Source organism: Billgrantia tianxiuensis (genome assembly GCF_009834345.1).
Lineage (GTDB): Bacteria > Pseudomonadota > Gammaproteobacteria > Pseudomonadales > Halomonadaceae > Halomonas > Halomonas tianxiuensis.
Genome location: NZ_CP035042.1, coordinates 4,375,485 through 4,401,171, shown reverse-complemented (window position 1 = coordinate 4,401,171; position 25,687 = coordinate 4,375,485). Strand labels below are relative to the sequence as shown.

The window sequence follows — 25,687 nt, the reverse complement described above, 5'->3', positions numbered from 1 at the left end:
ATGAAACTCAACACGCTGAGCCCGGCGCCGGGCTCCAAGCACGCCGAGAAGCGCGTCGGCCGTGGCATCGGTTCCGGTCTGGGCAAGACCGGCGGCCGTGGCCACAAGGGCCAGAAGTCGCGTAGCGGCGGCACCGTGAAGCCCGGTTTCGAGGGCGGTCAGATGCCGCTGCAGCGGCGTCTGCCCAAGTTCGGCTTCACCTCCATGAAGTCGCTGGTCTCCGAAGAGGTGCGCCTGAGCGAGCTGGCCAAGGTCAGCGGTGACGAAGTCACCCTGGAAACCTTGAAGCAGGCCAACGTGCTCAAGGATGCCACCCAGCACGCGAAGATCATTCTTTCCGGCGACGTCAACAAGGCGGTTACCGTCCGCGGTCTCAAGGTCACCAAGGGTGCCCGTGCCGCGATCGAAGCCGCCGGTGGCAAGGTAGAGGACTAAATGGCCAAGTCAGGAAACATGCCGGCGATGGGCAGCGGTCTGAGTGAACTGTGGGCGCGTCTGCGCTTCGTGCTCCTCGCCATCGTGGTGTACCGCATCGGTGCCCATATCCCCGTTCCCGGTATCAATCCTGACCAGCTTGCTGCCTTGTTCAGGGAGCAGCAGGGCACCATCCTGGGACTGTTCAACATGTTCTCGGGTGGTGCGCTGGAACGCATGAGTATCTTCGCCCTGGGCATCATGCCCTACATCTCGGCGTCGATCATCATGCAGCTGCTGACCGCAGTCTCGCCCCACCTCGAGCAGTTGAAGAAGGAGGGCGAGGCTGGCCGTCGCAAGATCAGCCAATACACCCGCTACGGTACCGTGCTGCTGGCCTTCGTCCAGGCTACCGGCATGTCGGTGGGCCTGGCCAGCCAGGGCATCGCCTACACCGCTGACTTCAGCTTCTACTTCACTGCCATCGTCACCTTCGTGTCGGGTGCAGTGTTCCTGATGTGGCTGGGCGAGCAGATCACCGAGAAGGGTATCGGCAACGGCATCTCGCTGCTGATCTTCGCCGGTATCGTCGCCGGCCTGCCGGGTGCGGTAGGCCAGGCATTCGAGCTGGCCCGCAACGAAGGTGCGTGGAACGTACTGCCGCTGCTGGCCCTCTCCGTGCTGGGCGTGGCGACCGTGGCCTTCGTGGTGTTCATCGAGCGCGGTCAGCGCCGCATCACGGTGAACTACCCGCGGCGCCAGGTCGGTAACAAGATGTATGCCGGGCAGAGCAGCTATCTGCCGCTGAAGGTGAACATGGCGGGTGTGATTCCGCCGATCTTCGCTTCCAGCATCCTGCTGTTTCCTGCCTCCATCGGCCAATGGGTCGGCGCCGGCGACGGCATGGAGTGGCTGCAGCGTGCTTCCCAGGCCCTGGGGCCAGGACAGCCGTTGTACATCTTGCTTTTCGCGGCGGCGGTGGTATTCTTCTGCTTCTTTTACACAGCGCTGGTCTTCAACCCAAAGGATGTCGCCGATAACCTCAAGAAGTCGGGGGCTTTCCTGCCGGGTATTCGCCCTGGTGAGCAGACCGCTCGCTATGTCGACAAGGTCATGACACGTCTGACCTTGTTCGGTGCCCTTTACATCACCGCGGTTTCTCTGATGCCCCAGTTCCTGATCGTGGCGTGGAACGTGCCGTTCTTCTTCGGCGGTACCTCGCTTCTGATCGTGGTGGTGGTCATCATGGACTTCATGGCCCAGGTGCAGTCGCACCTCATGTCGCACCAGTACGAGTCGGTGATGAAGAAGTCCAACCTGAAAGGCTATGGCAGCGGCGGCATCATGCGCTGAGCCGCGCCGTCAGTGCTCTGGCGCGCCGCGTGCCGATTTTGGAGTAAGGAACGATGAAAGTTCGAGCTTCCGTCAAGAAGATGTGCCGCAACTGCAAGATCATTCGTCGCAATGGCGCGGTTCGCGTCATCTGCATCGAGCCGCGGCACAAGCAGCGCCAGGGTTGATCCTGGCGCTTGTGGAAAAGTGGTGCCGGCATACCCCTTGCCCTAAGGTGGGTAAAGGGGTATGCTGTTGCGCCTTTTGTAGTGACTAATCGAGCAAGCCGCTCAAATTTCGGAGAAAGCTGATGGCCCGTATTGCAGGCGTCAATATCCCGGACAACAAGCATGCGGCGATCTCGCTGACCTATATCTTCGGGATTGGCCGCACGCGCGCGCAGGAAATCTGTGCCGCTACCGGCATCGCGCCGACCACCAAGGTTCAGGAGCTCTCCTCTGAGGAGGTGGATGCCCTGCGTGCCGAGGTCGGCAAGTACACCGTGGAAGGTGACCTTCGTCGTGATGTGACGCTCAACATCAAGCGTCTCATGGACCTGGGTTGCTATCGTGGTCTGCGTCATCGTCGTAGTCTTCCGCTGCGTGGTCAGCGTACCAAGACTAACGCGCGTACCCGTAAGGGCCCGCGTAAGCCGATCCGCAAGTAACACGCACGTTCTGGCGTAAAGACAGGAATTGACATCAACATGGCTAACCCGCGTAGCAACCGTAAAAAGGTTAAAAAGCAGGTAGTGGACGCCGTTGCGCACATCCACGCCTCTTTTAACAACACGATCGTGACGATCACAGACCGCCAGGGCAATGCCCTTTCCTGGGCAACTGCCGGTGGTTCGGGTTTTCGTGGTTCTCGCAAGAGCACCCCGTTCGCTGCTCAAGTGGCAAGCGAACGTGCAGCGACCGCTGCAGCCGAGTATGGTGTGAAAAACGTCGACGTGCTGGTCAAGGGCCCCGGTCCTGGCCGTGAATCCGCCGTGCGTGCGCTGAGCGCCGCCGGCTTCCGCGTGCAGAGCATCACTGACGCGACGCCCATTCCCCACAATGGCTGCCGTCCGCCGAAGAAACGCCGCGTTTAAGGAGACAGATTCATGGCTCGTTATATTGGACCGAAGTGCAAACTGTCTCGTCGTGAAGGCACCGACCTCTTCCTCAAGAGCGGTGTGACTCCCTTCGAGAAGAAGTGCAAATCCGAGCAGATCCCGGGTGTGCACGGCCAGCGCCGTCAGCGTCTTTCCGACTACGGCTTGCAGCTTCGCGAGAAGCAGAAAGTGCGTCGTATCTACGGCGTGCTCGAAAAGCAGTTCCGCAGCTACTACAAGGAAGCCGCCCGTCGCTCCGGCGCCACCGGCGAAGTCCTGCTGCAGCTGCTCGAATCCCGACTGGACAACGTCGTCTATCGCATGGGCTTCGGTTCCACCCGTTCCGAGGCGCGCCAGCTGGTGAGCCACAAGGCGATTGCGGTCAACGGCCGTACCGTCAACGTGGCTTCCTACCAGGTCAAGCCCGGCGACGTGGTTTCCGTTCGTGAGAAGGCAAAGAACCAGGCGCGCATTCAGAGTGCGCTTTCCATCGCTGCCAACCGTGGCGATGTTGCCTGGATCGAGGTGGACGCCAAGAAGATGGAAGGCACCTTCAAGGCTATCCCGGAACGCGGCGACCTGTCGGCTGACATCAACGAAAACCTGATCGTCGAGCTGTACTCGAAGTAAGCGCCGCTGATCGCGTCGTGCCGGTCCTTCGGGGCCGGCGCCGAGTACCGAGTAACCGTTAGGCAGCCTCAAAGGTGTAGTTATGCAGCGTTCAGTGACAGAGTTTCTCCGTCCGCGCGATATCAAGGTCGAAGAGATCAGCGCGCACCACGCGAAGATCGTGCTCGAGCCGTTCGAGCGTGGCTTTGGCCATACCCTGGGCAATGCGCTGCGTCGCATTCTGCTCTCGTCCATGCCCGGCTGCGCCGTGGTGGAAGTCGAGATCTCGGGTGTCGAGCATGAGTACAGCGCGATCGAGGGTGTTCAGGAAGACGTCATCGAGATTCTCCTGAACCTCAAGGACGTGGCCATCCGCATGCACAGTCGCGACGAGGCGGTGCTCTCGCTGAACAAGCAGGGCCCGGCCGTGGTGACCGCGGGCGATATCGTTCTCGACCATGACGTCGAGATCGTCAATCCCGACCACGTCATCGCTCACGTCAACGAAGGCGCCGAGCTCAAGATGCAGCTCAAGGTCGCGCGTGGTCGCGGCTACGAGCCGGCGGATGCCCGCGTGGGCGCCGACGATGAGTCGCGTGCCATCGGCCGCCTGCAGCTGGATGCCACCTTCAGCCCTGTGCGTCGTGTCTCGTATGCCGTCGATGCCGCGCGTGTCGAGCAGCGTACCGACCTCGACAAGCTGATCATCGACTTGGAAACCGACGGCACCCTGGATCCCGAAGAGGCGATCCGTCGCAGCGCCACCATCCTGCAGGAGCAGCTGGCAGCGTTCGTCGACCTGGAAGCCGACAAGGAACAGGAGGTCGAGGAGGAAGAGGATCACGTCGATCCGATCCTGCTGCGTCCCGTAGACGATCTCGAGTTGACCGTCCGCAGTGCCAACTGCTTGAAGGCCGAGAACATTTATTACATCGGCGATTTGATCCAGCGCACCGAGGTGGAGCTGCTGAAGACGCCGAACCTCGGCAAGAAGTCTTTGAACGAAATCAAGGACGTGTTGGCTGCTCGTGGTCTTTCCCTTGGCATGCGGCTGGAGAATTGGCCGCCGGCGAGCCTGAAGGACGACAAGGCCTCCGCGTGAGCGTCGACTCGAGTCCCAGTTTGGTAAGGAATCACAACCATGCGTCATCGTAAGAGTGGTCGTCACCTCAATCGTACCAGCTCGCATCGCCAGGCCATGTTCAAGAACATGAGCGTGTCGCTGATCGAGCACGAAGTGATCAAGACAACCCTGCCCAAGGCCAAGGAGCTGCGTCGCGTCATCGAGCCGCTGATCACCCTGGCCAAGCAGGACAGCGTCGCCAACCGTCGTCTGGCCTTCAGCCGTACCCGCTCGAAGGAAGCGGTCGGCAAGCTCTTCAACGAGCTGGGTCCGCGTTACGCCGAGCGTCCGGGCGGTTACGTCCGTATTCTCAAGTGCGGTTTCCGCACCGGCGACAACGCCCCCATGGCCTTCGTCGAACTCGTCGACCGCCCGGTCGCCGAGGAGGTCGAGGAAGCCGCCGCCGAGGAGTGATCACCGGCAGCGGGCCTGACCCGGCAGCGCTATAGCGGTAGAAACGAAAAACCCGGCTTCTCGCGAAGCCGGGTTTTTTTAGTCTGATACGATGCTATTTGGATGTTGCTAGTTCTGCCTGCTGGCTTCTGGCTCGCTCCAGCAAGGGCTTGAGGAAGCGTCCGGTGTGGGAGACTTCCATCTCGGCGACCTGTTCAGGGGTGCCCTCGGCGATGATCCTGCCGCCGCCAGAGCCGCCCTCGGGGCCGAGATCGACGATCCAGTCAGCGGTCTTGATCACGTCAAGGTTGTGCTCGATCACCACGATGGTATTGCCGTGATCACGCAGGCGATGGAGCACGGCGAGCAGTTGGCGGATGTCCTCGAAGTGCAGGCCGGTGGTGGGTTCGTCCAGGATATAGAGCGTCTTGCCGGTATCGCGCTTGGCCAGCTCGCGGGCCAGCTTGACCCGCTGGGCCTCACCACCGGAAAGTGTGGTGGCGCTCTGGCCCAGACGGATGTAGGAGAGTCCGACGTCGAGCAGGGTCTGCAGGCGACGGGCGATGGCCGGTACCGGGCTGAAGAACTCCAGCGCTTCTTCCACCGTCATCTCGAGCACCTCGTCGATGCTCTTGCCCTTATACTCGATCTCCAGTGTCTCGCGGTTGTAGCGCTTACCCTTGCACACGTCGCAGGGCACGTAGATGTCGGGCAGGAAATGCATCTCTACCTTGATCATGCCCTCGCCCTGGCACGCCTCGCAGCGCCCGCCCTTGACGTTGAACGAGAAGCGGCCGGGTTTGTAGCCCCGTGAACGTGCCTCCTGGGTGCCGGCGAAGAGTTCGCGTATCGGTGTGAAGATGCCAGTGTAGGTGGCTGGATTGGAGCGCGGTGTACGCCCGATGGGGCTCTGGTCGATGTCGATCACCTTGTCGAGTTGATCGAGCCCCTCGATGGTGTCGTAGGGTGCCGGTGTCAGGGTGGTGGCGTGATTGAGTTCGCGTGCGGCGATGGGCATCAGCGTCGAGTTGATCAGCGTTGATTTGCCCGAGCCCGAGACGCCGGTGACGCAGATGAACAACCCCAGCGGCAGGGTCAGGGTGACGTCGTGCAGGTTGTTGCCCCGCGCTCCGGTGAGGACGAGCCGTTTCTCAGGGTTGCCGGGGATTCGCCACTTGGGCACCTCGATACGGCGCTTGCCGGAGAGATACTGTCCCGTCAGCGAGTCGTGGCTGGCCATGACCTGCTCCGGAGTGCCCTGGGCGACGATCCTGCCGCCGTGCACTCCGGCGCCGGGGCCGATGTCGAGCACATGATCCGCGGCGCGAATGGCGTCCTCGTCGTGCTCCACCACGATCACGGTGTTGCCCAGGTCGCGCAGATGAATCAGGGTCTTGAGCAGGCGGTCATTGTCGCGCTGATGCAGGCCGATGGAGGGTTCGTCGAGGATGTACATGACGCCTACCAGGCCGGCGCCGATCTGGCTGGCCAGGCGGATGCGCTGGGCCTCGCCGCCCGAAAGGGTCTCGGCGCTGCGCTCGAGGTTGAGGTAGTCGAGTCCGACGTTGACCAGGAATTCCAGGCGGGCATGGATTTCGTTGATCACCTTCTGGGCGATCTCGCCCTTACGCCCGGGCAGGGTCAGGCGCTGGAAGTAGTCCCAGGCCTCGCCGATCGGCAGCTGCACGATCTGCGGCAGCGTGTGGTCGTCGACGAAGACGTGGCGTGCCTCCTTACGCAGGCGCGAGCCGTGGCAGGTGGGGCACGGGCGGTCGGCAATGTAGCGGGCCAGCTCCTCGCGCACCATGCTTGACTCGGTTTCGCGATAGCGACGCTGCATGTTGGGCAGCACGCCTTCGAAGGGGTGCTCGCGAGTGACTCGCCGGCCCCGGTCGTTGACGTAGGAGAAGCTTATCTCGTCATCGCCACTGCCGTAGAGAACGATGTCCTTTTCATGGCGGGCCAGCTCCTGCCACGGCGTCTCCAGGGTGAAACGGTAGTGCTCGGCGACCGCCTGCAGCTGACTGAAGTAGTAGACGCTGCGCCGGTCCCAGCCCTTGATCACGCCCTCTGCCAGGGATAGCTCCGGGTGGCTGATGAGCTTGTCAGGATCGAAGACCTGCTGTACACCGAGTCCGTCACAGGTAGGGCAGGCGCCTGCGGGATTGTTGAACGAGAACATGCGCGGCTCGAGCTCGGCAATGGCGTATCCGCACACCGGGCAGGCGAAGCGCGCCGAGAAGGTGATGTCCTCGGCCTCGCCGTCCATGAAATGCACCACGGCGATGCCGTCGGCCAGGTTGAGTGCCGTCTCGAACGACTCGGCCAGACGCTGGGCCAGCCCTTCACGCACCTTGATGCGATCGACCACCACGCTGATGTCGTGTTTCTTGTTCTTGTCCAGCGGGGCGATATCGTCGAGCTCCAACGCCTGGCCATCGACCATCACGCGGACGAAACCCTGGGCGCGCAGCTCGGCCAGCAGCTGCAGGTGCTCGCCCTTGCGGCCCTTGACCACCGGCGCCAGCAGCATCAGCTTGCTGCCTTCGGGAAGCGCCAGTACCTGGTCGACCATCTGCGAGATGGTGCTGGCTTCGAGCTCCTCGCCGTGTTCGGGGCAGCGCGGCGTGCCGGCACGGGCGAATAGCAGGCGCAGGTAGTCGTAGATCTCGGTGATGGTGCCCACCGTGGAGCGCGGGTTGTGGGAGGTGGATTTCTGCTCGATGGAGATCGCCGGAGATAGCCCCTCGATATGGTCGACGTCTGGCTTCTCCATCATCGACAAGAACTGTCGGGCGTAGGTGGAGAGCGATTCCACGTAGCGGCGCTGGCCCTCGGCATAGAGGGTGTCGAAGGCCAGCGACGACTTGCCCGAGCCCGAAAGCCCGGTGACCACGATCAGGCTGTCGCGGGGCAGCTCGACGTCGATCTGCTTGAGGTTGTGGGTGCGCGCACCCCTGACCACGATCCTGTCCATTCACACCTCATGGCGCTCGGCAAAACCTCGATTATACGTCCGCGGTCGACTGCGCGCCAAAGCGTCGCTGGTCGAGACGTTTCCTGTGGGGGCTGGAATCGTTAGAATAGTCGGTCCATCAAAAAGGGCTCCGGCCCGTCCATCATGGAATCCTCTGATCCCCTATGCGCAAGCTCTCTGGATTGCTGCTAGCCTCCGAACGGCGCGCCATTACCGGCCTGGCCGGCCTGTATGCCACGCGCATGCTGGGGCTGTTCATGGTGTTGCCGGTGCTGGCGCTGTATGCCGACGAACTGGCCGGCGCCACACCGCTGCTGGTGGGGCTGGCGCTGGGTGTCTACGGCCTTACCCAGGCGATCCTGCAGATCCCCTTTGGTCTGCTCTCCGACCGCCTGGGACGCAAGCCGGTAATTGCCGGTGGACTGCTGTTGTTCTTGCTGGGCAGCGTGGTGGCGGCCAATGCCGATACCATCGGCGGGGTGATCCTGGGGCGCTGCCTGCAGGGCAGCGGGGCGGTGGCGGCGGCGATCATGGCGCTGCTGGCCGATCAGACCCGCGAGCAGGTGCGCACCGCGGCCATGGCCACCATCGGTCTCTCCATCGGCGTGGCGTTTGCCGTGGCCATGGTGCTGGGCCCCTGGCTGGCCGCGACGTTCGGCCTCTCGTCGGTGTTCTGGTTTACTGCCCTGCTGGCCGCGCTGGGCCTGGCAGTGCTGTGGAAGCTGGTGCCACCGGCACCGCGGCGACTGCGTCATCGCGACGTAGGCATCGACCGCGGCCAATTGGCCGCGATCTTCACGCGTGCCGACCTGTGGCGGCTCGACCTGTCGATCTTCTCCCTGCACCTGGTGCTGATGGCAATCTTCGTCGCCGTGCCGTTCCGCTTGGTTGAAGCGGGTATCGAGGCAGAGCGCCATGGGTTGACCTATCTCGCCATCATGGCATTGGCATTCATCGCCATGGTGCCGCTGGTGGTGGTGGCCGAGAAGCGCCAGCGCATGAAGGGCATGAGCCTGGCGGCGATTGGCGCGATTACTGCCAGTCTGGCCGGGTTGGCCGGCTTCGGCAGCGGCTGGGTGCTGTTCGCTGGGCTGCTGCTGTTCTTCATTGCCTTCAATCTGCTCGAGGCCATGCTGCCGTCGATGCTCAGCAAGCTGGCACCGGCCGGGGCCAAAGGCACGGCGATGGGCGTCTATTCGACCAGCCAGTTCCTCGGCGCCTTCCTGGGTGGCGTGCTGGGGGGCTTCCTGGCTCAGCAGTGGGGGCTGTCGGCGGTCTTCGTCGGCAGTGCCGTGTTGGCCGCGCTCTGGTGGTTGTTGATGCTGGGCATGCCAGCTCCGCCGCATTTGTCGAGCGAGGTCGTGGCCCTGGACGACGAGCACCAGGGGGATGCGCTCGATACGCTGATGGCGAGCTTTGCCGAAGTGGCCGGGGTCGAGGACGTTCTGGTCGTGCCGGAGGAGCGAGTCGCGTATCTTAAGGTGGATCGGCGCCGCCTCGACGAGGATGCCCTGGCGCGCCTGATCCGCTCGAACCGCCACGGCGGTTAGCCTGCTTGCCAGGCATCGGCCCGCAAGGCCGAACCATTACAATGCACCTGTTCACTATAGAGGGAGTCCAGCATGGCCCGTGGCGTCAACAAGGTCATTCTCATCGGTAACCTGGGGCAGGACCCCGAGGTCCGCTTCATGCCTTCCGGTAGCCCCGTCGCCAACCTGCGCGTTGCTACCACCGACACCTGGACCGACAAGCAGAGCGGTCAGCGTCAGGAGCGTACCGAATGGCACTCGGTGGTGCTGTTCAACCGCCTGGCCGAGATCGCCCAGCAGTATCTGAAGAAGGGGTCTCGGGTGTATCTCGAGGGGCGTCTACAGACGCGCAAATGGCAGGGGCAGGACGGTCAGGATCGCTATACCACCGAGATCGTCTGCAACGACATGCAGATGCTCGATTCGCGCAGCGGCGACTTTGGCGGCCAGGCCGGAGCGGGCATGCCGCAGCAGCAAGGTGGAGGCTATGGTGCGCCTCAAGGCGCTCCCGCGCCGCAGCAGGGCGGTTATGGCGCTCCGCCGCAAGGTGGTGGCTATGCCAACGCGCCTCAACAGGGCGGCTATGGCGGTGGCCAGCCACAGCAGCGTCCGGCGCCGGGCGGCCAACCCCAGCAGGGCGGGCAGAAGCAGAGCAACTATGGCGCACCCGATCCGGGCAGCTTCGACGATTTCGACGACGAGATTCCGTTCTGATCTCATCCGATCGAAGCCGCCGGAGGCGTTAGCGTGAAGCTGTTGATACTGGATGCCGGCCATTGCCTCAATCTGGCGCTGGCCAGGCTGGTGCATCGGCGTAGCGATACCGAGCTCGTCATCGAGCCCGGCTTGAACATTGATGCGGCCAGACTGCGCGAGCTGGCACCGATGGCGGTGATCGTGCCGCCATTGTCGGCGCCCATGGAGATCGAGCCCGCCGCCGTGGTGGCCCACGGCGAGGGGGTCGACGCCTGTCTGGAAGCCTGTCGTGAGACCGATACGCCACTGGTCTGGTGCGTTTCCGACCAGCTCTATCAGGATGGCTTCGAAACGCCCATCGACGAGCATGTGATTCCGGCACCGCGGGACGAGAGTCTGAGGCGGCTGATCGCCATTGGCGATCGCATTCGCCAAAGTCATCCGCGCCATCTGATCGTGCGCCTGGGACCGCTGTTCGCCCTGGAGGGCGGGCATGCCTGGCTCAGCGGCGTGATCGATAGCCTGGTCACCGGCGAGGAGGTGCGTGCGGCCCAGGACGTGATCTTCTGCCCGACGTCGGCGGATGCCGTGGCCATGGCGCTGGTCGGTATGCTGCACCAGCTCAACTGCGGCTCCAACGCTTGGGGCGCTTATCACCTGGCGGGAACGGAGCCGGTCAGCGCCTATACCTTCACGTCCATGGTGCGTACTCAGCTCTCGACGCGCCTGGAGGGGCTGGGGGAGCAGGTGGCGCTGGGAGAAGTGAAGGCGCTCAAGCATCATCACGACCAACCGCTGCGTCGCGTGCTCAACTGCCGGCGTGTGTTGGAGGCCTTCGGGGTGCATCAGAAGCCCTGGCGACTGGAAGTGGGACGTCTGCTCGACGAATGGTGCCAGGCGCGCCGACCCGCCATGAGCGATGAAGGAGGCCGCTCTCCTGCATGAACGTATTGCGCAGCGTGCTGTTTTATTTCGGCTACTTCTTCGCCATTCTCGTTTGCGGCGTGCTGTTTCTGCCTGTCGCGCCATTCCTGGCCCTGCCGGCACGTTACCGCCTGCTCAATCTCTACAATCATTTCATTACCGCCTGGTTTCGCTGGACCTGCGGGGTGACCTACCGGGTCAGCGGCAAGGAGCATTTGCCGCAGGGGCCTTGCGTGATCCTGGCCAACCATCAGTGCGAATGGGAAACCCTGTACCTGCAGATTCTCAAGCCGCCGGTATGTACGGTACTCAAGCAGGAACTGCTGCGTCTTCCGATATTCGGCTGGGGACTCAGGTTGCTGCACCCCATCGGGCTGGATCGCTCGAAGCCGGCACGGGCCATGAAGCAGGTACTGACTCAGGGGGTGGCACGCCTGCAGGAGGGGTTGACGGTGTTGATCTTCCCCGAGGGTACCCGGGTCGACCCGGGGCAACGGCGGCGTTACAACAAGAGCGGTGCCGTCATCGCCTGTCGCGCCGGAGTGCCGGTACTGCCGGTGGCGCATAATGCCGGTGAGCGCTGGCCTGGCCGCTACTGGGTGAAGAATCCGGGGATACTCAACGTGGTGGTCGGCGCGCCCATCGAGACCGAGGGGCGCACGCCGGAGGAGGTGCTGGTCGAGGTCGAAGCCTGGATCGAGGCGCGCTTGGCCGAAATTTCCGAAGTCCCACGTCCGGAGGCGGCCAAGTCCGCGGTGACGGTAGCTTCCAGCCATGGCAACAGCTGACGAACAGACGTCGAAACGCAGAAGGCGCCCCTTGGGGGCGCCTTCTGCGTTTCGACGTGACTACTCTGTCTGTGGCTAGTCGCGATAGCGTTGCAGCACCAGGCAGGCGTTGGTACCACCGAAACCGAAGCTGTTGGAAAGCACACGGTCCAGCGCGACATCGTCGCGTCGCTGGGTGACGATGTCGAAGCCCGCCGCCTGATCGTCGAGTTCTTCGACGTTGGCCGAGGCGGCGATGAAGCCGTGCTCCATCATCAGCAACGAATAGATGGTCTCCTGCACGCCGGTGGCACCCAGCGAGTGGCCGGTCAGCGACTTGGTCGAACTCATCGGTGGGGTGGAGTCACCGAAGACCTCGCGGATGGCCTTGAGTTCGGCGACGTCGCCCACCGGGGTCGAGGTGCCATGAGTGTTGATGTAATCGATCTTGCCATCGATGCTGGCCATGGCCTGGCGCATGCAGCGCACTGCCCCCTCTCCGGAGGGCGCGACCATGTCGTGACCATCGGAGGTGGCGCCGTAGCCGACCAGTTCGGCATAGATCTTGGCCCCGCGAGCCTTGGCGTGCTCGAGTTCCTCGAGCACCAGCATGCCGCCGCCACCGGCGATGACGAAGCCGTCCCGGGCCTTGTCATAGGGACGCGAGGCCTTGGCGGGGGTGTCGTTGTACTGGGTCGTCAAGGCGCCCATGGCGTCGAACAGGCACGACAGGGTCCAATGCTCCTCTTCGCCACCGCCGGCGAAGACGACGTCCTGCTTGCCCATTTGGATCTGTTCCATGGCGTTGCCGATGCAGTGGGCCGAGGTGGCACAGGCCGAGGAGATCGAGTAGTTGACCCCCTTGATCTTGAACGGCGTGGCCAGACAGGCCGAGACGGTGCTGCCCATGGTGCGGGTAACCCGGTAGGGACCGACCCGGCGCAGGCCTTTCTCGCGCATCGCGTCGGCCGCCTCGACCTGGTTGGCGCTGGAGGCGCCGCCGGAGCCGGCGATCAGGCCGGTGCGCTCGCTGGAAACCTGCTCGGGGCTGAGGCCCGAGTCCTCGATGGCCTGGGCCATGCTCACGTAGGCGTAGGCCGCAGCATCACCCATGAAGCGACGCAGCTTACGGTCAATCAGCGCGTCGAGGTCGATGTCGACGACCCCGGCGACCTGGCTGCGAAAGCCTCGCTCAGCGTACTCCTCCTTGAAGCGAATGCCCGAGCGCCCATTCCTGAGCGCATCGACGACCGTCTTAGGGTCGTTGCCCAGGCAAGATACGATGCCCAGACCGGTGACTACCACTCGTCGCATGGAAGCCTCCTGTTTCAGAAATTCGCGGTAGAGGTGAACAGGCCGACCCGCAGGTCGTGAGCCTGATAGATTTCGCGGCCATCCACCGATACGGTGCCATCGGCGATGCCGAGGATCAGGCGCCGGGTAATGATGCGCTTGACGTGAATGTGATAGGTGACCTTGTCGGCCTCGGGCAGGATCTGGCCGGTGAACTTCACCTCGCCACAGCCCAGCGCACGCCCACGGCCAGGGTGGCCGAGCCAGCCTAGATAGAAGCCCACCAATTGCCACATGGCGTCGAGTCCCAGGCAGCCGGGCATGACCGGATCGCCGGGGAAGTGACAGTCGAAGAACCACAGGTCGGGTTTGATATCCAGTTCGGCGATCAGTTCGCCCTTGTTGAACTGGCCTCCCTGCTCATGAATGTGCCTGATGCGATCGAGCATCAGCATGTTGGGAGCCGGCAACTGGGCGTTGCCGGGGCCGAAGAGCTCGCCGCGGCTGCATGCCAGCAGTTCTTCGCGTTCGAAGGAGTGTTGCTTGGTCACTGAGTCGTTCCGAGTCGCAGTTGTAGTGGGCCCTTCCGCGTGCAGTGCGGAGGCAGCATGGCACAAAGAGCCAACCCGCCCGGGCGGCCCTGCCTAGTCTACTGGCCGAGGCCCATGATTGCACGCCGGGCATGACGCAACCGACGCCAGAGATTAAAGTGTCTGCGCCATGTGTCGATACTCTTGGTTAGGGTCGATGCATAGCATGGGCGCAACTCAACTTACACTACCGTTACGTCGGGACCACTCATGCGGCCATCCTTCGCATTGAATCGCCCCTTGATCTGGGCTGCCATGGTGGCGCTACCGGCCTGTATTTGGCTGCCTGGCCCTGGCCTGAGAACGGTTGCTGTCGCCCTGGTCGCATTGGGACTGGGCTCAGCCTGGCGCCAGATCAAGCGCGACCGCCAGCACGCCGATCTGATGCAGCAAGTGCTGATGCTCTCCGAGGAAGGGGTGCAGATCACTGACGCCGAGAACCGCATCCTCGCCGTCAACCCAGCCTTCACTCGTATCACCGGCTATACCGAGGAGGAGGTGCGTGGCCTCAACGCGGCCAACCTGGCTGCCGCACGACACGATTCGGCTTTCTTCAAACGCTTCTGGCAAACCCTGCACAGCAAGGGACGCTGGGAAGGCGAGATCTGGAATCGGCGCAAGCAGGGCGACGAATTTCCGGAATGGCTGCGGGTCAAGGCGATCCACGATACACGTGGCCATATCAGCCACTACGTTGGGACCTTCACCGATATCTCGGTGCACAAGGCGCGCGAGCAGGACCTGCGTCGCATCGGCTTCGAGGATCCACTCACCGGGCTACCCAACCGCCGCCGTCTACACGATCTGATGACCTCACGTCTGCGCCACTTGCGCGCTGGCGAAAGTCTCGACATGGCGATCGTCGATATCGACGGCTTCAAGTCGGTCAACGACAGTCTCGGGGTAGAGCAAGGCGACCGGCTACTGGCGCGCTTCGGCCAGCGCCTGGCTCGTTACGTTGCCGGCGGCGTGGTGGGCCGGTTGGGTGGCGATGAGTTCCTGGTCATTCGCACCACGACCTTCGACGATCATGACAAGTGGATCGCTGGGTTGCGCCAGCACCTGGGCGAACCCTTCGAGCTGGGCAGCAAGACCTTGCGTCTGGGACTCTCCATCGGCAGCTGCCGCGCGCCCGAAGATGGCAAGGAGTCCGGAGTGTTGTTCCAGCGCCTGGAGTCGGCGCTCTACTCCGCCAAGCGCCATGGACGCAACGTCACCCAGCGCTTCCGTCCTGCGCTGGACGTACAGAACTCGCCACACATGGCACTGGTCTACGGCCTGCGCGATGCCCTGGCCAACGGCGAGCAGCTGGAGCTGCACTACCAGACCCAGCATCGCATCATGGATGGAGCCGTGGTGGGCATGGAGGCGCTGCTGCGCTGGCGGCATCCGGAGCATGGCATGGTGTCGCCCGCCGACTTCATCCCGCTGGCCGAGCGGCATGGCCTGATGGGGCCGTTGGGCAATTGGGTGATTGATGAGGCCTTGGCGCAGATGGCGCGCTGGCATGAGATGGGCCTTCCCCAGCTTCCGCTCTGGATCAACATCTCGGCGATCCAGATGTTCCAGGGCGAACTCGAAACCTCTCTCTCGGCCGGACTGGCCCGGCATGGTATCGAGCCCTCTCAACTGGGTCTGGAACTGACGGAATCGGTGCTGCTCGACGAGCGGGCGGGCGATATCGTGCCACGCCTGGAAGCGCTGCGTGCCAAGGGGCACCGTATCGCCATCGATGACTTCGGCATGGGCTACTCGTCGCTCAGCTATCTGAAGAACCTGCCGCTGGACAAGCTCAAGCTCGACCGCGCCTTCATCCGCTCGCTGCCTGACGATCCCGCTGATGCCGCCATTGTCAGCGCCGTGCTGGCGATGGCACGGGGCCTGGGTCTCGACGTCGTTGCCGAGGGAGTGGAAACCCACGGCCAGCTCGACTTCCTGCAGCAGGCTGGCTGTCGGTTGGTGCAGGGCTATCTCTATTCGCGACCGGGGCCGGCCGACGTGATCGAGGCTCAGTGGCAGGCGCTGAGGTCGGATACGTCGGGACTGATGCTGCGAGCCGAGCCAACGGCCTAATACAACGTATCGGGTTGCCTAGTGAGCTGCCGGTAATGCCTTGAAGGCGTCGAGAGCTCGCTGGCGGGCAGCCTTGTGGTCGACGATAGGTGACGGATAGCCGGCTTTGGCCCGCAGAGCCTCGCCAGGTGCGTGGCGATCCCGGGGCGATAGCTCGGCTAGCTCGGGCACGTACTCGGCGATGAAGTGTCCGTCTGCATCGAAGCGATGCGACTGAGTGGTGGGATTGAAAATACGGAAGTAAGGTGCGGCGTCGGTGCCGGTGGAGGCGGCCCACTGCCAGCCGCCGTTGTTGGCACAGAATTCGCCGTCCACCAAGTGGCGGAGGAAGAACGCTTCCCCGCGCCGCCAGTCGATCAACAAGTGCTTGCTCAGGAACATCGCCGCGATCATTCGTAACCGGTTGTGCATCCAGCCGGTGTGTATCAGCTGGCGCATGGCGGCATCGACGATGGGAAAGCCAGTACGACCCTCGCACCAAGCGTTGAAACCCCTCTCGTCGTCGCGCCAGGCGAGCGCTTCGGTATGCGGCTGGAAAGCGCGATAACGACACACTCGGGGAAAGCCCGCCGCTACGTGCTGATAGAACTCCCGCCATACCAGCTCATTGACCCAGCTGACGATACCGGCATCGCCCTCTGCCAGGCTACCGTGGTTCTCGGCCAGCACGGCTTGCAGGCATTGGCGTGGGGACAGCATGCCCAACGCCAGGTAGGGAGAGAGTTCGCTGGTACCGGCGATGGCCGGGAGGTCTCGTTGGCTTGCATAGCGGCGGGCACGAAAGCGCAGGAAACGTTCCAGGCGATCCGCCGCGGCCTCCTCGCCGGCGGGCCAGAGCCTGGCATCGACCGGGGTTTCCGCACAGGGGGGCAGGGGGCGGATGCGCTCGCTTTCGATCCCGATATGGGGCTGTGGGGACGGTCTGTCGCGCAGCGCCAGGCGCGCTGCCGTCAATTGGCGATGCCAGGCACGGGCAAAGGGGGTGAAGACGCTGTAGTAATCGCCTTTTCCCGTCAGCAGCTCGCCTGGGGCGAAGGCCACGCTATCGTGATGGCCGGTTGCCGGTAGCCCTACTTTCTGAAAAGCATCGACGACGGCCGTGTCGCGGCGCTGCTCGTCGAGAGGGTATTCGTAATTGAAGTGCAGGGCGCCGGCGCCGACTTCCCGGGCGACCTGCAGCAGTACGGCAGGTGACTGCGCGAAGGTGTCGATGTCGCGATGCAGCAGGGGAATACCAAGGCCTGCGAGGGTGTCGCCCAGTGCGACGACGCCTCGATGCCAGAAATCGAGCTTGTTGATACCGTGGCCGTGCTGTCGCCACTGGGGAAGGCTGCGCAGGAATACGGCCACTACCGGGCCCTGGCGGGCCGCCGCGGCCAGTGCCGTGTTGTCATGCACACGCAGGTCGCTGCGAAACCACATCAAGGTGCAGGCCACGATCCGGTGCCTCGCGGTGGGTTCAATGTTCGAAGATCAACGACCGCATGCGCGTCATGGCCAGGGGCAGGTCGTCGCCGAGCAGCTCCACCAGGCTGTCGGCCAGGTCGCCGCTGCGAATCCGTGCAACCGGTCCGCACAGGCCGAGGGGGGCATCGAGCTGCTCGGCCAGGCGCGGAAGCTGACGCCGGATCAGATCGGCACGCTCGGCGCGGCCGCTGACGAGCACCAGGGCGGCGGCCTGCAGGCGCTCGACCGCCAACGGCAGCTCGCCGAGCGGCAGGGCGCCGTCCAGTAGGGAGACGCGATAGCCGGCGTCGCTTGCGGCCAGTGCCGCCAGCAATAGCCACAGGGCCCCGGGGTCGTCGGGCAGAGGTGCGATCAACAGCGCGGGCCCTCTGGCCTGCTGGTTGGCATGGTAGAGCCGAATGCCGATGCGGGTGCGCAGGAACGATTCCAAGTAGCGACGCTGCAGAGCGGCACCGAGCTGGTCGGCCCAGTGTTCCTCGAGTTCACGTACTACCGGCTGCCACAGTTCCGCCAAGCAGGTGGCCACAGGATAAAGTGCCAGGCTCTGGGTGAAGAGCGTTTCCATCTGGCCTTGGTCGAGCGCTTCGATGGCAGCCGTCAGCAGGCGCCGTTGGCTTGACCAGTCGCCGGAGATGGGTTCGGCCACTGGCGCGGCTTGCGGTTGGTCGATGAGTTCCTTGACCTGACTGACCGGTACCCCGCGTCCGAGCCATTGCAGGATCCGCTCGACTCGCTCGATGTCCTCGCGGGCATAGAGGCGATGCCCCTTGGGCGTACGCTGAGGGCGGATAAGGCCGTAGCGGCGCTCCCAGGCGCGCAGGGTGACCGAGTTGACACCGGTGATGCGGGACACCTCGCGAATGGGATAGAGCGGTGTGTCGGCCGGATGGGTCGCCTTTTCGGTCATTCTCGCCTGCCCTTTGTGGTGTCTTGGTCCCGTCGTTGAGGAAGTTGCCGTCTGGCCGCTACCGCAGCCCATGGTCTGGGAATATTGTACACTAAACGAGCGATGTACAACTGAAGGCGATCACGGTCAAGTTGGCAGCGGCTCCCCCGCCTGTTCGGCGATCACCGCGGCCAGGGCATCAATGAAGGCGGGGTGCTCACCGACGGGAGGCAATAGCGTTAGTTCGATGCCGGTATGGGTCGCCGCGAGAGCCTCGACCTGAGCGGGCACGTCCTTGCGCAGGTGGCGCCCGGCGGCAAAGAACAGCGGCAGGATCTCGGCGCGTTGCACGCCTGCCGAAGCGAGTTCGGCCACGGTGCTTTCCAGCGAGGGTTCGCTAAGCTCCATGTAGGCGAGTCTCAGCGAGACCTGCATGCGTGTTGCCAGGGTTTCATGAAGGCGCTCGAAAGGGGCTCGCCATGCAGGGTCGCTGGAGCCGTGGGCGAGCAGGATCAGGCTATAGGACATGGCAGTCTCCCGTGGCCAGGACATGAGCGGCGAGCGAAGTCGCAGCCAGCTCGTTTGGTTGTCCCAGAGTAGCAGAGTCGTACAATGACTGTATAACGAAAGGCAGCGAAGCGGCGAACGAGACCATTAGCCGAACGACGGGAGAGAGGCTATGCGAATCTTGATTACCGGTGGCAGCGGTTTCGTAGGGCAACGCCTGTGTTTACGGCTGAAAGAAGCAGGGCACCGCCTGCAGGTGGTGTCTCGTGACCCGGCATCCGCCCGGCGCAAGCTGCCGGAAGGTGTCGATGTGCGACGTTCGGTGCTCGACTTCGTCGACTCGCCGCCACATGCCATCGTCAACCTGGCCGGTGAGCCCATTGCTGCCCGGCGTTGGAGCGACGAGCAGAAGAATCGGCTGATCGACTCCCGCGTGAACGTCACCCGCGACCTGGTGATTCTTTGCGAACAGCTCAGGCAGGCCAACGGCAAGGCGCCGCATGTCATGGTGTCGGGATCGGCGATGGGCTTCTATGGCGACCAGGGAAGTCGCGAGGTCACCGAACAGACGCCGCCTCACGACGAATTCGCCCACCGTCTGTGTAAACGTTGGGAGGATACTGCTCTCGAGGCGGCCGATTTCGGCACTCGCGTGGCGTTACTGCGCACCGGGCTGGTGCTGGACGTGGGCGGTGGCAGCCTCGAAAAGATGCTGCCACCGTTCAAGCTGGGCCTGGGCGGACGGTTCGGCGACGGCAAGCAGTTCATGCCATGGATACACCGTGAGGATCTGGTGCGCAGCATCCTGTTCCTGCTCGAGCGTGACGACCTCGACGGGCCGTTCAACGGCAGTGCGCCGCATCCCGTCACCAACGCCGAGTTCACTCGTATCCTAGCCAGGCAGCTCAACCGCCCGGCGGCCCTGCCGGTGCCGGCATTGGTACTGGAAACCGCATTCGGCGAGATGGCGCGGCTGCTGCTGACCGGTGCGGACATGCGCCCGGCGCGCCTGCTCGAGGCCGGCTTCGAGTTTCGCTTCCCGACGCTGGAGCAGGCGCTAGCCGACATCCTCGGGAAGCGCTGATGCGCTCGGCGCTTCCCGGTCTCGGCTTCAGCGGCTCTCTTCTCCCACCGTGACGATGACCCTGACCGCATCCAGCCGCAGCCGGGTACCTTCGATGGCGTCATCGAGTTCGCGGCGTTCGCGACGCAGCGCCTCGAGTTCCTCCTCGCGCACTGCCGGATTGAGGCGTGCCAGAGCCTCCAGGCGGGCCAGCTCCCCGTCGAGCTCCCGGCGCATGCGCACCTGGGCGGATTCGACAATGCTTGGCAGCTCACGCTCGGCTTCTTGCTCGCCTTGGGTGAGCAGGTCGCGCAACTGGTCGTGACGGCTGCGAATCAGGTCGCGGGCCATGGCTTTCTTGACCTTGCGCAGGTTCTTCGACAGGCCGGTGAACGAAACCTTGTCGCTGAGTACTGCGCCCGATTCGTCGAGCAGCACGCGCACCGCGGTCGGCGGCAGGAAGCGGTTGACGTGTAGCCGCTTGGGCGCCGGACAGTAGGTGCGAAACACCAGTTCGACCATCAACCGCCCGGCCGGTATTGCGGGATGCTTGAGCAGCGCCAAGGCGGTATTGCCCATGGTGCCGTCGAGGATGCGCCCCATCATCTCGCGCAGCAGCGGATGTTCCCATGAGAGGCGCTGCACGTCGTCGCGGGCCAGGGCACGCTCGCGCGACAGGGTGGCGGTGAAGCCTTCCTCGCCCTTGGCCAGTCCGGGCAGGCCATCTAGCATCTGCGGGCTGGGCTGCAAGTGCAACAGGCCGCCACCGAGTTCCTGGCTATCGACGCCGAAGATATCCAGTGCCTGGTCGAGGTAGCGTGTCAGTGCCGGATCGTCGTCGAGCTCGCGGATTGCCGCGGTCACCGCTGCGGCGCGAGCCGGGCGACAGGCGTTGAGTTCCAGCAGGCGGTTGCGTCCCGCGTCGCGCTGGGCCAGGCGGTTCTCGAACAGTGCCCGGGTCTCGTTGATGACGTCCTCCAGCGCTTCGTCGTCGAGCAGCGCCTCGGCCAGGGCATCGCCGAAGGCGTTGAATAGTTCGCTGCCGACGCCGTGGGGCGCAGCGAAGGCATCCATCCCCTCGCTGAACCAGCGCAGCAGACGCTCGCCGGGGCTGGCCTCGAACAGCGGCACGTGGATCTCGATGGCGTGGCGTTGGCCGATCCGGTCCAGGCGACCGATGCGCTGCTCAAGCTGGTCGGGATGCTGCGGTAGGTCGAACATCACCAGATGACGGCAGAACTGAAAGTTGCGTCCTTCTGAGCCGATTTCCGAGCATACCAGCACCTGGCTGCCTTCTTCCTCATCGGCGAAGGCGGCTGCCGCACGATCGCGCTCGACCAGCGTGAGTCCCTCGTGGAACACCGGAGCATGCAGCCCGCCCAGTACCCGCAGGGCCTCGGCCAGGCCTTGGGCGGTCTCGCGACCATGGGCGATCACCAGCACCTTGTCATTGGCGAAGCCCTGCTCGCCATCGTCGGCAAGCCGCTCCAGCAGCCAGGTCACGCGTGGATCGATCTGCCACCAGGGCTCGGCATTGAGCGGGTCGTCCGAGAGTGCGCGATAGGTTGCATCGGGGTAGATCAACACATCGGGGTGGTCGAGCCCGGTCTCGATCAGCAGCTCGTCGAGGTAGTCCTCGTCGCGCTCGAGCTTGCGCAGCACGCGACGGTAGGCCGAGGGTAACGCCAGTGTCGCCAAGTGCAGGCGACGCTCGGGAAAGCCGCCCACATGACGGCGGCTGTTGCGGAACATCACCCGGCCGGTACCGTGCCGGTCGAGCAACTGCTCGCGCAGCTGGTCGCGGGCGCTGGCCTGCTGCTCTGGGCTGCTCTCGGGGTTGGCCAGGATATCCAGCAGGGCCAGGCTGTCGGACTCGTCGATCACCTCTGTCACGCTGTCGTGAGTGTCGCGGCCGCCGGCGGGGAGCTTCTCCAGAGCGTCGATGGCCTGGGCCACTTCCACATAGTGTTGTTCCTCTTCGCGGAAGGCATCGAGGCTGTGGTAGCGGTCCGGGTCGAGCAGGCGCAGGCGGGCGAAATGACTTTCGAGCCCCATCTGCTCGGGGGTGGCGGTCAGCAGCAGTACCCCCGGCACTGCCTTCGCCAGGCGCTCGACGCAGGCGTAGCCGGGGCCGACTTGGTCGGCACTCCAATCGAGGTGATGTGCCTCGTCGACGATCAGCAGATCCCAGTCGCTACTGGCGGCCTGCTCCTGGCGATGCGGATTGGCGAACAGCCACTCCTGGCTGGCCAGAATCAACTGGCCGGATTCGAAGGGGTTGCTCTCGGCCTGGGCCAGGCTCTGCTGCTCATCGAGCAGGGTCACTTCCAGGGCGAAGCGGCGCAGCAGCTCTACCAGCCACTGGTGAGTGAGGCTCGGCGGTACCAGGATCAGGGCGCGCTGGGCACGACCGGTGAGCAGCATGCGATGCAGGATCAGGCCGGCCTCGATGGTCTTGCCCAGTCCTACCTCGTCGGCCAGGAGCACGCGCGGCGCGTGGCGGCGGGCCACTTCGTCGGCGATGTAGAGCTGGTGCGGAATCAGGTCGATGCGCGGCCCGGCCAGGCCCAGAGCCGGATTCTGCTCGATGCGATGGTGATGATGCAGGGTGCGGAAGCGCAGGTCGAACCAGTCGTTGCGATCGACCTGACCGGTCAACAGGCGGTCGCGGGCCTGATCGAAACGCATGGTATCGGCCAGGCGTGCCTCGGGCAGCTCGCGCAGCTCGCCTTGATCATTCTCACCGATATACACGATCAGCCCATCGACCTCCTTGCTGTCGTCGACGGTCAGGCTCCAGCCCTCGGCGGACTGGACGCGGTCGCCACTGCCGAAAGCCACGCGGGTCAGCGGGGCCTGTCGGCTGCTGTAGGTGCGGGTTTCCTGGCTGGCGCCGAATAGCACGGTGACGCTACGGTGATCGCAACTCAGGATGGTGCCCAGGCCCAGATCGGCCTCGCCGTCGCTGATCCAGCGCTGGCCGGGTGAAAAGTCGCTCATGATGCCTCGGTCGATGCGGAATACAGTGCGCTGGCTGCTGGCGGAGGAAGTCCCGGCAGCAGCAGGGCGGGGGATTCTAACGCAAAGCCCGCCATGGCTTAAGGCTGGTGGAGAAGCGCGGGAAATGGTAGGGCGAGGTGACGGGGAGCACTGGGCGCCGCGCCGCTCAGCGATTTGCTTGCTCAGGCATGCGGGCTGCTAGTGGCGCCGCAACCAGCCGTCCAGTTGCGCTCGCGAGAGTTCACCCACGTGGCGTTCCACCGCGCGTCCGTCTCGATCGAACAGCACCGTAGTGGGCAGTCCCGGCGACTCCATGGTCTTCATCATCTCCTGGCTGGGGTCGAGCAGCGGATAGCGGAAAGCCAGCTCTTGTTCATCCAGGTAGCGCATCACTTGTAGCAGTTCTTCGCCTTGATTGATCACCACCACGGTAATGCCTTCGCGGGTATCGACCTCGGCCAGCAGCGGCATCTCACGCAGGCAGGGAGGGCACCAGGTGGCCCATAGGTTGACCACTACCAGGTCGCCGCGCAGTGCCTGCAGTTCTACCGGCTCGCCGTCGAGGTTTTCCAGGGTGACGTCGGGCAGTTCGCGAATTGGCATGTCGTCGCCCAGCGGGGCCAGGGTGACCAGTACCAGCCACAGCGCCGAGGCGCCGATGGTCAGGCCCATGGCGCCTATCATGGGCAGCAGCCGGTCGCGCAGTGCCCAGCCGGTCCAGATCAGCGCTGCGAGCAGCCCCCACAGGCCGTGATAGCCGGGTTGCCATAGCTTGAAGATATCCAACGGGGCGGCGGCATAGGCGTCGAGGTTCATGGCAACGTGGCCCAGGCGGGCACCGACCAGCCAGGCCAGCAGCAAGCCGTTGTACCAGCGTGCCCGTGCAGTCGGCGACAGCCCCAGCAGCAGCCAGGCCGAGAGCAACAGCAGCAGGGCGCAGCCAATGGCGTACAGCCGCGGCACGGATATCAGCACGGGGCCCAGGGCAAAGGCGTCCATTGGCTCAGCTCCGAGAATGAGGGTCGGCGCAAACGGCAAGACCGGGTAGAATCATTGAGTTGCATAACCTTACCGCGTCAGGCAGAGCAAGCCTACTGCTCACGACCTGCATTGTCACCCGGCGGGAGCCCTCCATGGCACACAAGTCGTTCGATCCCCTGCGCGCCCTGGCCATCGGCAGCCAGGCGCTGGGCTTCATCCTGATCATCACGCTAGAAACCGTGATGGGCGGTGAGGCCGCCCGGCCCTGGCAGGGGGTGACGCTGGCCGCCATGGTTGCGTTCGCCCTGGGCCTTGCCCTGGCCCGGCTCTATCGGCGCAACAGGGCGCGCAAGGAGATGGCTCGCCGTCTGGCGGATGACGATGACGAGCCCTGAGCGAGGCGGCATGCGACGAACCCGAAGCCGGTGCCTGGTACTCTGCGGCCTGTTGGCCTTCGTGCTGCAAGGCTGTGCCGCTGCGCCGGTACCGCGCGAGCATGGGGCCCCGTTGACCCCAGCCGAAAGCGAGGCTACCTGGTTGGGCCAATGGGCGCGGCTGAGTGCCTCGGCTCACCCCGGCAAGAGCGGCTTCGCCCTGCTGTCGAGTGGCCAGGATGCCTTCAGCCTACGGGTCCTGCTCAGCGAACAGGCCGACCGGCGGCTCGATATCCAGACCTACCTGATGGGCGATGGGCAGACGACCCGAATGTTGCTGCGTCGTCTGCTGAGTGCCGCCGAGCGGGGTGTCGAAGTGCGCCTGCTGATCGACGACATGGGCGCGGTGGGCCAGGGGCGTGAGCTGGCGGCGCTCGACAGCCATCCCAACATCCAAGTGCGGGTCTACAACCCCCTGGGCGTAGGTCGCGGGACACTGATAGGTCGCGTGCTGGCCTCCGCCCCGCAGGCTGCTCGCCAGCAGCGCCGCATGCACAACAAGCTATGGATTGCCGACGACTCCCTGGCCATTGTCGGCGGACGCAATCTGGGCGACGAGTACTATAGCGCCAGTGAGCCGCGCAACTTCACCGATCTCGATCTGCTGACTCTCGGACCGGTGGTGGAGCCGTTGTCACACAGCTTCCACCTCTACTGGAACCACGGCCTGGCCCAGCCCATCGGACGCTACCATCGTGTCGGCGGGGATGCTTGGCGGGAACTGCAAGCCTCGCTCGCCGAGTGGTTCGTGACTCATGCCGACTCGCCCTATTTCGCCGATCTGCGCCAACGCTATGCCGACGTCGAGCAGGGGTCGCTGGTGGGCAGACTGCACTGGGGGGAGGGGATCGCGCTGTGGGATGCGCCGGGCAAACCAGCCTGGCGCGGCAGGCCGGCTCTCGAGCATACCATGGCTGGCGAACTGCTCGAGCAGGCTGGCGATCCAAGCGAGCGGCTAACGGTCGTGTCCGCCTACTTCGTGCCGGGCGAGGCCGGTACGCAGTTGCTGCAACGGCTGGCCGAGTCCGGCGTCGAGGTCGAGGTGTTCACCAATTCGCTGGAGGCGACCGACGTGCCGATCGTGCACGGTGCCTACCAGCCGCGGCGCCACGCGCTGCTCGACAGTGGCGTCGCCCTGTACGAGATGCGTGCCGAGAGCGAGCCCGACGACGACATCGGCTTCGGCGTAGGCTCTTCTGCGTCCGCCTTGCACATCAAGGCGCTCGGCATCGATCGTGACCGCATCTTCGTCGGTTCGGCCAACGCCGACCCACGCTCCGTGTGGTGGAATACGGAAGTCGGGGTGCTGGCCACCAGTCCGGGGCTGGCGGCCGAGCTGCAGGCCCTGGCAGAAATCGGCAAGTTGCCGGCGCTGAGCTACCGGGTCGAGCAGGATGCGCACGGGCGACTCAACTGGCTGACGGCACACCAGGGGGAAGCGGTTTCGTTCGAGCGCGAGCCCGGCGGTTTCTGGCGTCGCCTGGGGGCCATGCTGGGGCGGCTCAAATGGCTGGAACCGCTGCTGTAGAAGCG

24 protein-coding genes are annotated in these 25,687 nt (G+C 64.3%); 16 read left to right on the top strand and 8 right to left on the bottom strand.

Annotation, left to right across the window (positions count from 1 at the left end; genetic code table 11):
* The 8 genes from rplO (at position 1) to rplQ (ending at position 4,988) form a co-directional block, all read left to right on the top strand.
* On the top strand, positions 1-435 hold the full coding sequence (gene rplO / locus EKK97_RS20515) for a 50S ribosomal protein L15 (RefSeq protein ID WP_159554799.1): 435 nt from the start codon (positions 1-3) through the stop codon (positions 433-435).
* The gene (gene secY, locus EKK97_RS20510) at positions 436-1,767 is read left to right on the top strand and encodes a preprotein translocase subunit SecY (protein ID WP_159554797.1); all 1,332 of its coding nucleotides are present in this window, start codon (positions 436-438) and stop codon (positions 1,765-1,767) included.
* A gap of 53 nt (positions 1,768-1,820) precedes the next feature.
* Entirely contained in the window at positions 1,821-1,934 is a 114-nt protein-coding gene (gene rpmJ, locus EKK97_RS20505) for a 50S ribosomal protein L36 (protein ID WP_009099023.1), read from the top strand.
* A gap of 122 nt (positions 1,935-2,056) precedes the next feature.
* Positions 2,057-2,413: a 30S ribosomal protein S13 gene (rpsM, locus tag EKK97_RS20500; protein ID WP_159554795.1), complete on the top strand. Its 357-nt coding sequence runs from the start codon at positions 2,057-2,059 to the stop codon at positions 2,411-2,413.
* Between the two features lie 39 nt (positions 2,414-2,452).
* Complete coding sequence (rpsK, locus tag EKK97_RS20495; protein WP_010626488.1) at positions 2,453-2,839, top strand: 30S ribosomal protein S11; 387 nt, start codon at positions 2,453-2,455, stop codon at positions 2,837-2,839.
* 12 nt (positions 2,840-2,851) lie between these two features.
* A complete protein-coding gene (gene rpsD, locus EKK97_RS20490) occupies positions 2,852-3,472 on the top strand; it encodes a 30S ribosomal protein S4 (protein ID WP_010626489.1) in 621 nt (206 codons plus the stop codon).
* An 82-nt stretch (positions 3,473-3,554) separates the two neighbouring features.
* The gene (locus EKK97_RS20485) at positions 3,555-4,553 is read left to right on the top strand and encodes a DNA-directed RNA polymerase subunit alpha (protein WP_159554793.1); all 999 of its coding nucleotides are present in this window, start codon (positions 3,555-3,557) and stop codon (positions 4,551-4,553) included.
* Between the two features lie 39 nt (positions 4,554-4,592).
* A complete protein-coding gene (rplQ, locus tag EKK97_RS20480) occupies positions 4,593-4,988 on the top strand; it encodes a 50S ribosomal protein L17 (protein WP_159554791.1) in 396 nt (131 codons plus the stop codon).
* 94 nt (positions 4,989-5,082) lie between these two features.
* On the opposite strand, the gene uvrA is transcribed toward rplQ, so the two are convergent.
* The gene (uvrA, locus tag EKK97_RS20475) at positions 5,083-7,944 is read right to left on the bottom strand and encodes an excinuclease ABC subunit UvrA (RefSeq protein ID WP_159554789.1); all 2,862 of its coding nucleotides are present in this window, start codon (positions 7,942-7,944) and stop codon (positions 5,083-5,085) included.
* A 164-nt stretch (positions 7,945-8,108) separates the two neighbouring features.
* On the opposite strand from uvrA, the gene EKK97_RS20470 reads away from it, so the two are divergent.
* From EKK97_RS20470 to EKK97_RS20455, 4 genes are all read left to right on the top strand, one after another.
* Entirely contained in the window at positions 8,109-9,494 is a 1,386-nt protein-coding gene (locus tag EKK97_RS20470) for an MFS transporter (protein ID WP_159554787.1), read from the top strand.
* A 72-nt stretch (positions 9,495-9,566) separates the two neighbouring features.
* Positions 9,567-10,187 carry a single-stranded DNA-binding protein gene (locus EKK97_RS20465; RefSeq protein ID WP_159554785.1) on the top strand — a complete coding sequence of 207 codons (621 nt, stop codon included), beginning with the start codon at positions 9,567-9,569 and terminating at the stop codon, positions 10,185-10,187.
* Positions 10,188-10,220: 33 nt separating this feature from the next.
* The gene (locus tag EKK97_RS20460) at positions 10,221-11,114 is read left to right on the top strand and encodes a sugar nucleotide-binding protein (protein WP_159554783.1); all 894 of its coding nucleotides are present in this window, start codon (positions 10,221-10,223) and stop codon (positions 11,112-11,114) included.
* Positions 11,111-11,881, top strand: coding sequence for a lysophospholipid acyltransferase family protein (locus EKK97_RS20455; protein ID WP_159554781.1), 771 nt, complete (start codon positions 11,111-11,113; stop codon positions 11,879-11,881). Before EKK97_RS20460 ends, EKK97_RS20455 begins: the two co-directional genes overlap by 4 nt.
* 75 nt (positions 11,882-11,956) lie before the next feature.
* On the opposite strand, the gene fabB is transcribed toward EKK97_RS20455, so the two are convergent.
* Both fabB and fabA read right to left on the bottom strand, forming a co-directional pair.
* Positions 11,957-13,174 (bottom strand): beta-ketoacyl-ACP synthase I, encoded by a 1,218-nt coding sequence (gene fabB / locus EKK97_RS20450; protein ID WP_159554779.1) that lies wholly within the window; start codon positions 13,172-13,174, stop codon positions 11,957-11,959.
* Between the two features lie 14 nt (positions 13,175-13,188).
* A complete protein-coding gene (fabA, locus tag EKK97_RS20445) occupies positions 13,189-13,704 on the bottom strand; it encodes a 3-hydroxyacyl-[acyl-carrier-protein] dehydratase FabA (RefSeq protein WP_159554777.1) in 516 nt (171 codons plus the stop codon).
* A 249-nt stretch (positions 13,705-13,953) separates the two neighbouring features.
* On the opposite strand from fabA, the gene EKK97_RS20440 reads away from it, so the two are divergent.
* The gene (locus tag EKK97_RS20440) at positions 13,954-15,816 is read left to right on the top strand and encodes a putative bifunctional diguanylate cyclase/phosphodiesterase (RefSeq protein WP_159554775.1); all 1,863 of its coding nucleotides are present in this window, start codon (positions 13,954-13,956) and stop codon (positions 15,814-15,816) included.
* Positions 15,817-15,834: 18 nt separating this feature from the next.
* On the opposite strand, the gene phrB is transcribed toward EKK97_RS20440, so the two are convergent.
* The 3 genes from phrB to EKK97_RS20425 form a co-directional block, all read right to left on the bottom strand.
* Entirely contained in the window at positions 15,835-17,238 is a 1,404-nt protein-coding gene (gene phrB / locus EKK97_RS20435; protein ID WP_267964101.1) for a deoxyribodipyrimidine photo-lyase, read from the bottom strand.
* 37 nt (positions 17,239-17,275) lie between these two features.
* On the bottom strand, positions 17,276-18,190 hold the full coding sequence (locus EKK97_RS20430; protein WP_159554771.1) for a MerR family transcriptional regulator: 915 nt from the start codon (positions 18,188-18,190) through the stop codon (positions 17,276-17,278).
* A gap of 126 nt (positions 18,191-18,316) precedes the next feature.
* Positions 18,317-18,697 carry a sirohydrochlorin chelatase gene (locus EKK97_RS20425; RefSeq protein ID WP_159554769.1) on the bottom strand — a complete coding sequence of 127 codons (381 nt, stop codon included), beginning with the start codon at positions 18,695-18,697 and terminating at the stop codon, positions 18,317-18,319.
* 151 nt (positions 18,698-18,848) lie between these two features.
* Between EKK97_RS20425 and EKK97_RS20420 the strand changes: the two genes are divergently transcribed.
* Complete coding sequence (locus EKK97_RS20420; protein ID WP_159554767.1) at positions 18,849-19,760, top strand: TIGR01777 family oxidoreductase; 912 nt, start codon at positions 18,849-18,851, stop codon at positions 19,758-19,760.
* A gap of 27 nt (positions 19,761-19,787) precedes the next feature.
* Here the strand turns inward: EKK97_RS20420 and rapA are convergent, their stop codons facing one another.
* Both rapA and EKK97_RS20410 read right to left on the bottom strand, forming a co-directional pair.
* Positions 19,788-22,739: an RNA polymerase-associated protein RapA gene (gene rapA, locus EKK97_RS20415; protein ID WP_159554765.1), complete on the bottom strand. Its 2,952-nt coding sequence runs from the start codon at positions 22,737-22,739 to the stop codon at positions 19,788-19,790.
* Between the two features lie 198 nt (positions 22,740-22,937).
* A complete protein-coding gene (locus EKK97_RS20410) occupies positions 22,938-23,738 on the bottom strand; it encodes a TlpA disulfide reductase family protein (protein ID WP_159554763.1) in 801 nt (266 codons plus the stop codon).
* 134 nt (positions 23,739-23,872) lie between these two features.
* On the opposite strand from EKK97_RS20410, the gene EKK97_RS20405 reads away from it, so the two are divergent.
* Together EKK97_RS20405 and EKK97_RS20400 are read left to right on the top strand one after the other, a co-directional pair.
* Positions 23,873-24,115 (top strand): hypothetical protein, encoded by a 243-nt coding sequence (locus tag EKK97_RS20405; RefSeq protein WP_159554761.1) that lies wholly within the window; start codon positions 23,873-23,875, stop codon positions 24,113-24,115.
* A gap of 10 nt (positions 24,116-24,125) precedes the next feature.
* The gene (locus EKK97_RS20400; protein WP_234286718.1) at positions 24,126-25,682 is read left to right on the top strand and encodes a phospholipase D family protein; all 1,557 of its coding nucleotides are present in this window, start codon (positions 24,126-24,128) and stop codon (positions 25,680-25,682) included.
* The last annotated feature ends 5 nt before the right edge of the window (positions 25,683-25,687 follow it).

What these genes read in the sequence shown, in the direction of transcription:
- rpsD (WP_010626489.1), top strand. Translation starts at nt 2,852, where the DNA reads ATGGCTCGTTATATTGGACCGAAGTGCAAACTGTCTCGTCGTGAAGGC.
- EKK97_RS20430 (WP_159554771.1), bottom strand. Translation starts at nt 18,190, where the DNA reads ATGACCGAAAAGGCGACCCATCCGGCCGACACACCGCTCTATCCCATT.
- EKK97_RS20455 (WP_159554781.1), top strand. Translation starts at nt 11,111, where the DNA reads ATGAACGTATTGCGCAGCGTGCTGTTTTATTTCGGCTACTTCTTCGCC.
- EKK97_RS20405 (WP_159554761.1), top strand. Translation starts at nt 23,873, where the DNA reads ATGGCACACAAGTCGTTCGATCCCCTGCGCGCCCTGGCCATCGGCAGC.
- EKK97_RS20465 (WP_159554785.1), top strand. Translation starts at nt 9,567, where the DNA reads ATGGCCCGTGGCGTCAACAAGGTCATTCTCATCGGTAACCTGGGGCAG.
- fabB (WP_159554779.1), bottom strand. Translation starts at nt 13,174, where the DNA reads ATGCGACGAGTGGTAGTCACCGGTCTGGGCATCGTATCTTGCCTGGGC.
- rplQ (WP_159554791.1), top strand. Translation starts at nt 4,593, where the DNA reads ATGCGTCATCGTAAGAGTGGTCGTCACCTCAATCGTACCAGCTCGCAT.
- phrB (WP_267964101.1), bottom strand. Translation starts at nt 17,238, where the DNA reads ATGTGGTTTCGCAGCGACCTGCGTGTGCATGACAACACGGCACTGGCC.
- rpsM (WP_159554795.1), top strand. Translation starts at nt 2,057, where the DNA reads ATGGCCCGTATTGCAGGCGTCAATATCCCGGACAACAAGCATGCGGCG.
- secY (WP_159554797.1), top strand. Translation starts at nt 436, where the DNA reads ATGGCCAAGTCAGGAAACATGCCGGCGATGGGCAGCGGTCTGAGTGAA.
- rpmJ (WP_009099023.1), top strand. Translation starts at nt 1,821, where the DNA reads ATGAAAGTTCGAGCTTCCGTCAAGAAGATGTGCCGCAACTGCAAGATC.
- EKK97_RS20425 (WP_159554769.1), bottom strand. Translation starts at nt 18,697, where the DNA reads ATGTCCTATAGCCTGATCCTGCTCGCCCACGGCTCCAGCGACCCTGCA.
- EKK97_RS20420 (WP_159554767.1), top strand. Translation starts at nt 18,849, where the DNA reads ATGCGAATCTTGATTACCGGTGGCAGCGGTTTCGTAGGGCAACGCCTG.
- EKK97_RS20485 (WP_159554793.1), top strand. Translation starts at nt 3,555, where the DNA reads ATGCAGCGTTCAGTGACAGAGTTTCTCCGTCCGCGCGATATCAAGGTC.
- EKK97_RS20400 (WP_234286718.1), top strand. Translation starts at nt 24,126, where the DNA reads ATGCGACGAACCCGAAGCCGGTGCCTGGTACTCTGCGGCCTGTTGGCC.
- rapA (WP_159554765.1), bottom strand. Translation starts at nt 22,739, where the DNA reads ATGAGCGACTTTTCACCCGGCCAGCGCTGGATCAGCGACGGCGAGGCC.
- uvrA (WP_159554789.1), bottom strand. Translation starts at nt 7,944, where the DNA reads ATGGACAGGATCGTGGTCAGGGGTGCGCGCACCCACAACCTCAAGCAG.
- EKK97_RS20440 (WP_159554775.1), top strand. Translation starts at nt 13,954, where the DNA reads ATGCGGCCATCCTTCGCATTGAATCGCCCCTTGATCTGGGCTGCCATG.
- rpsK (WP_010626488.1), top strand. Translation starts at nt 2,453, where the DNA reads ATGGCTAACCCGCGTAGCAACCGTAAAAAGGTTAAAAAGCAGGTAGTG.
- rplO (WP_159554799.1), top strand. Translation starts at nt 1, where the DNA reads ATGAAACTCAACACGCTGAGCCCGGCGCCGGGCTCCAAGCACGCCGAG.
- EKK97_RS20410 (WP_159554763.1), bottom strand. Translation starts at nt 23,738, where the DNA reads ATGGACGCCTTTGCCCTGGGCCCCGTGCTGATATCCGTGCCGCGGCTG.
- EKK97_RS20470 (WP_159554787.1), top strand. Translation starts at nt 8,109, where the DNA reads ATGCGCAAGCTCTCTGGATTGCTGCTAGCCTCCGAACGGCGCGCCATT.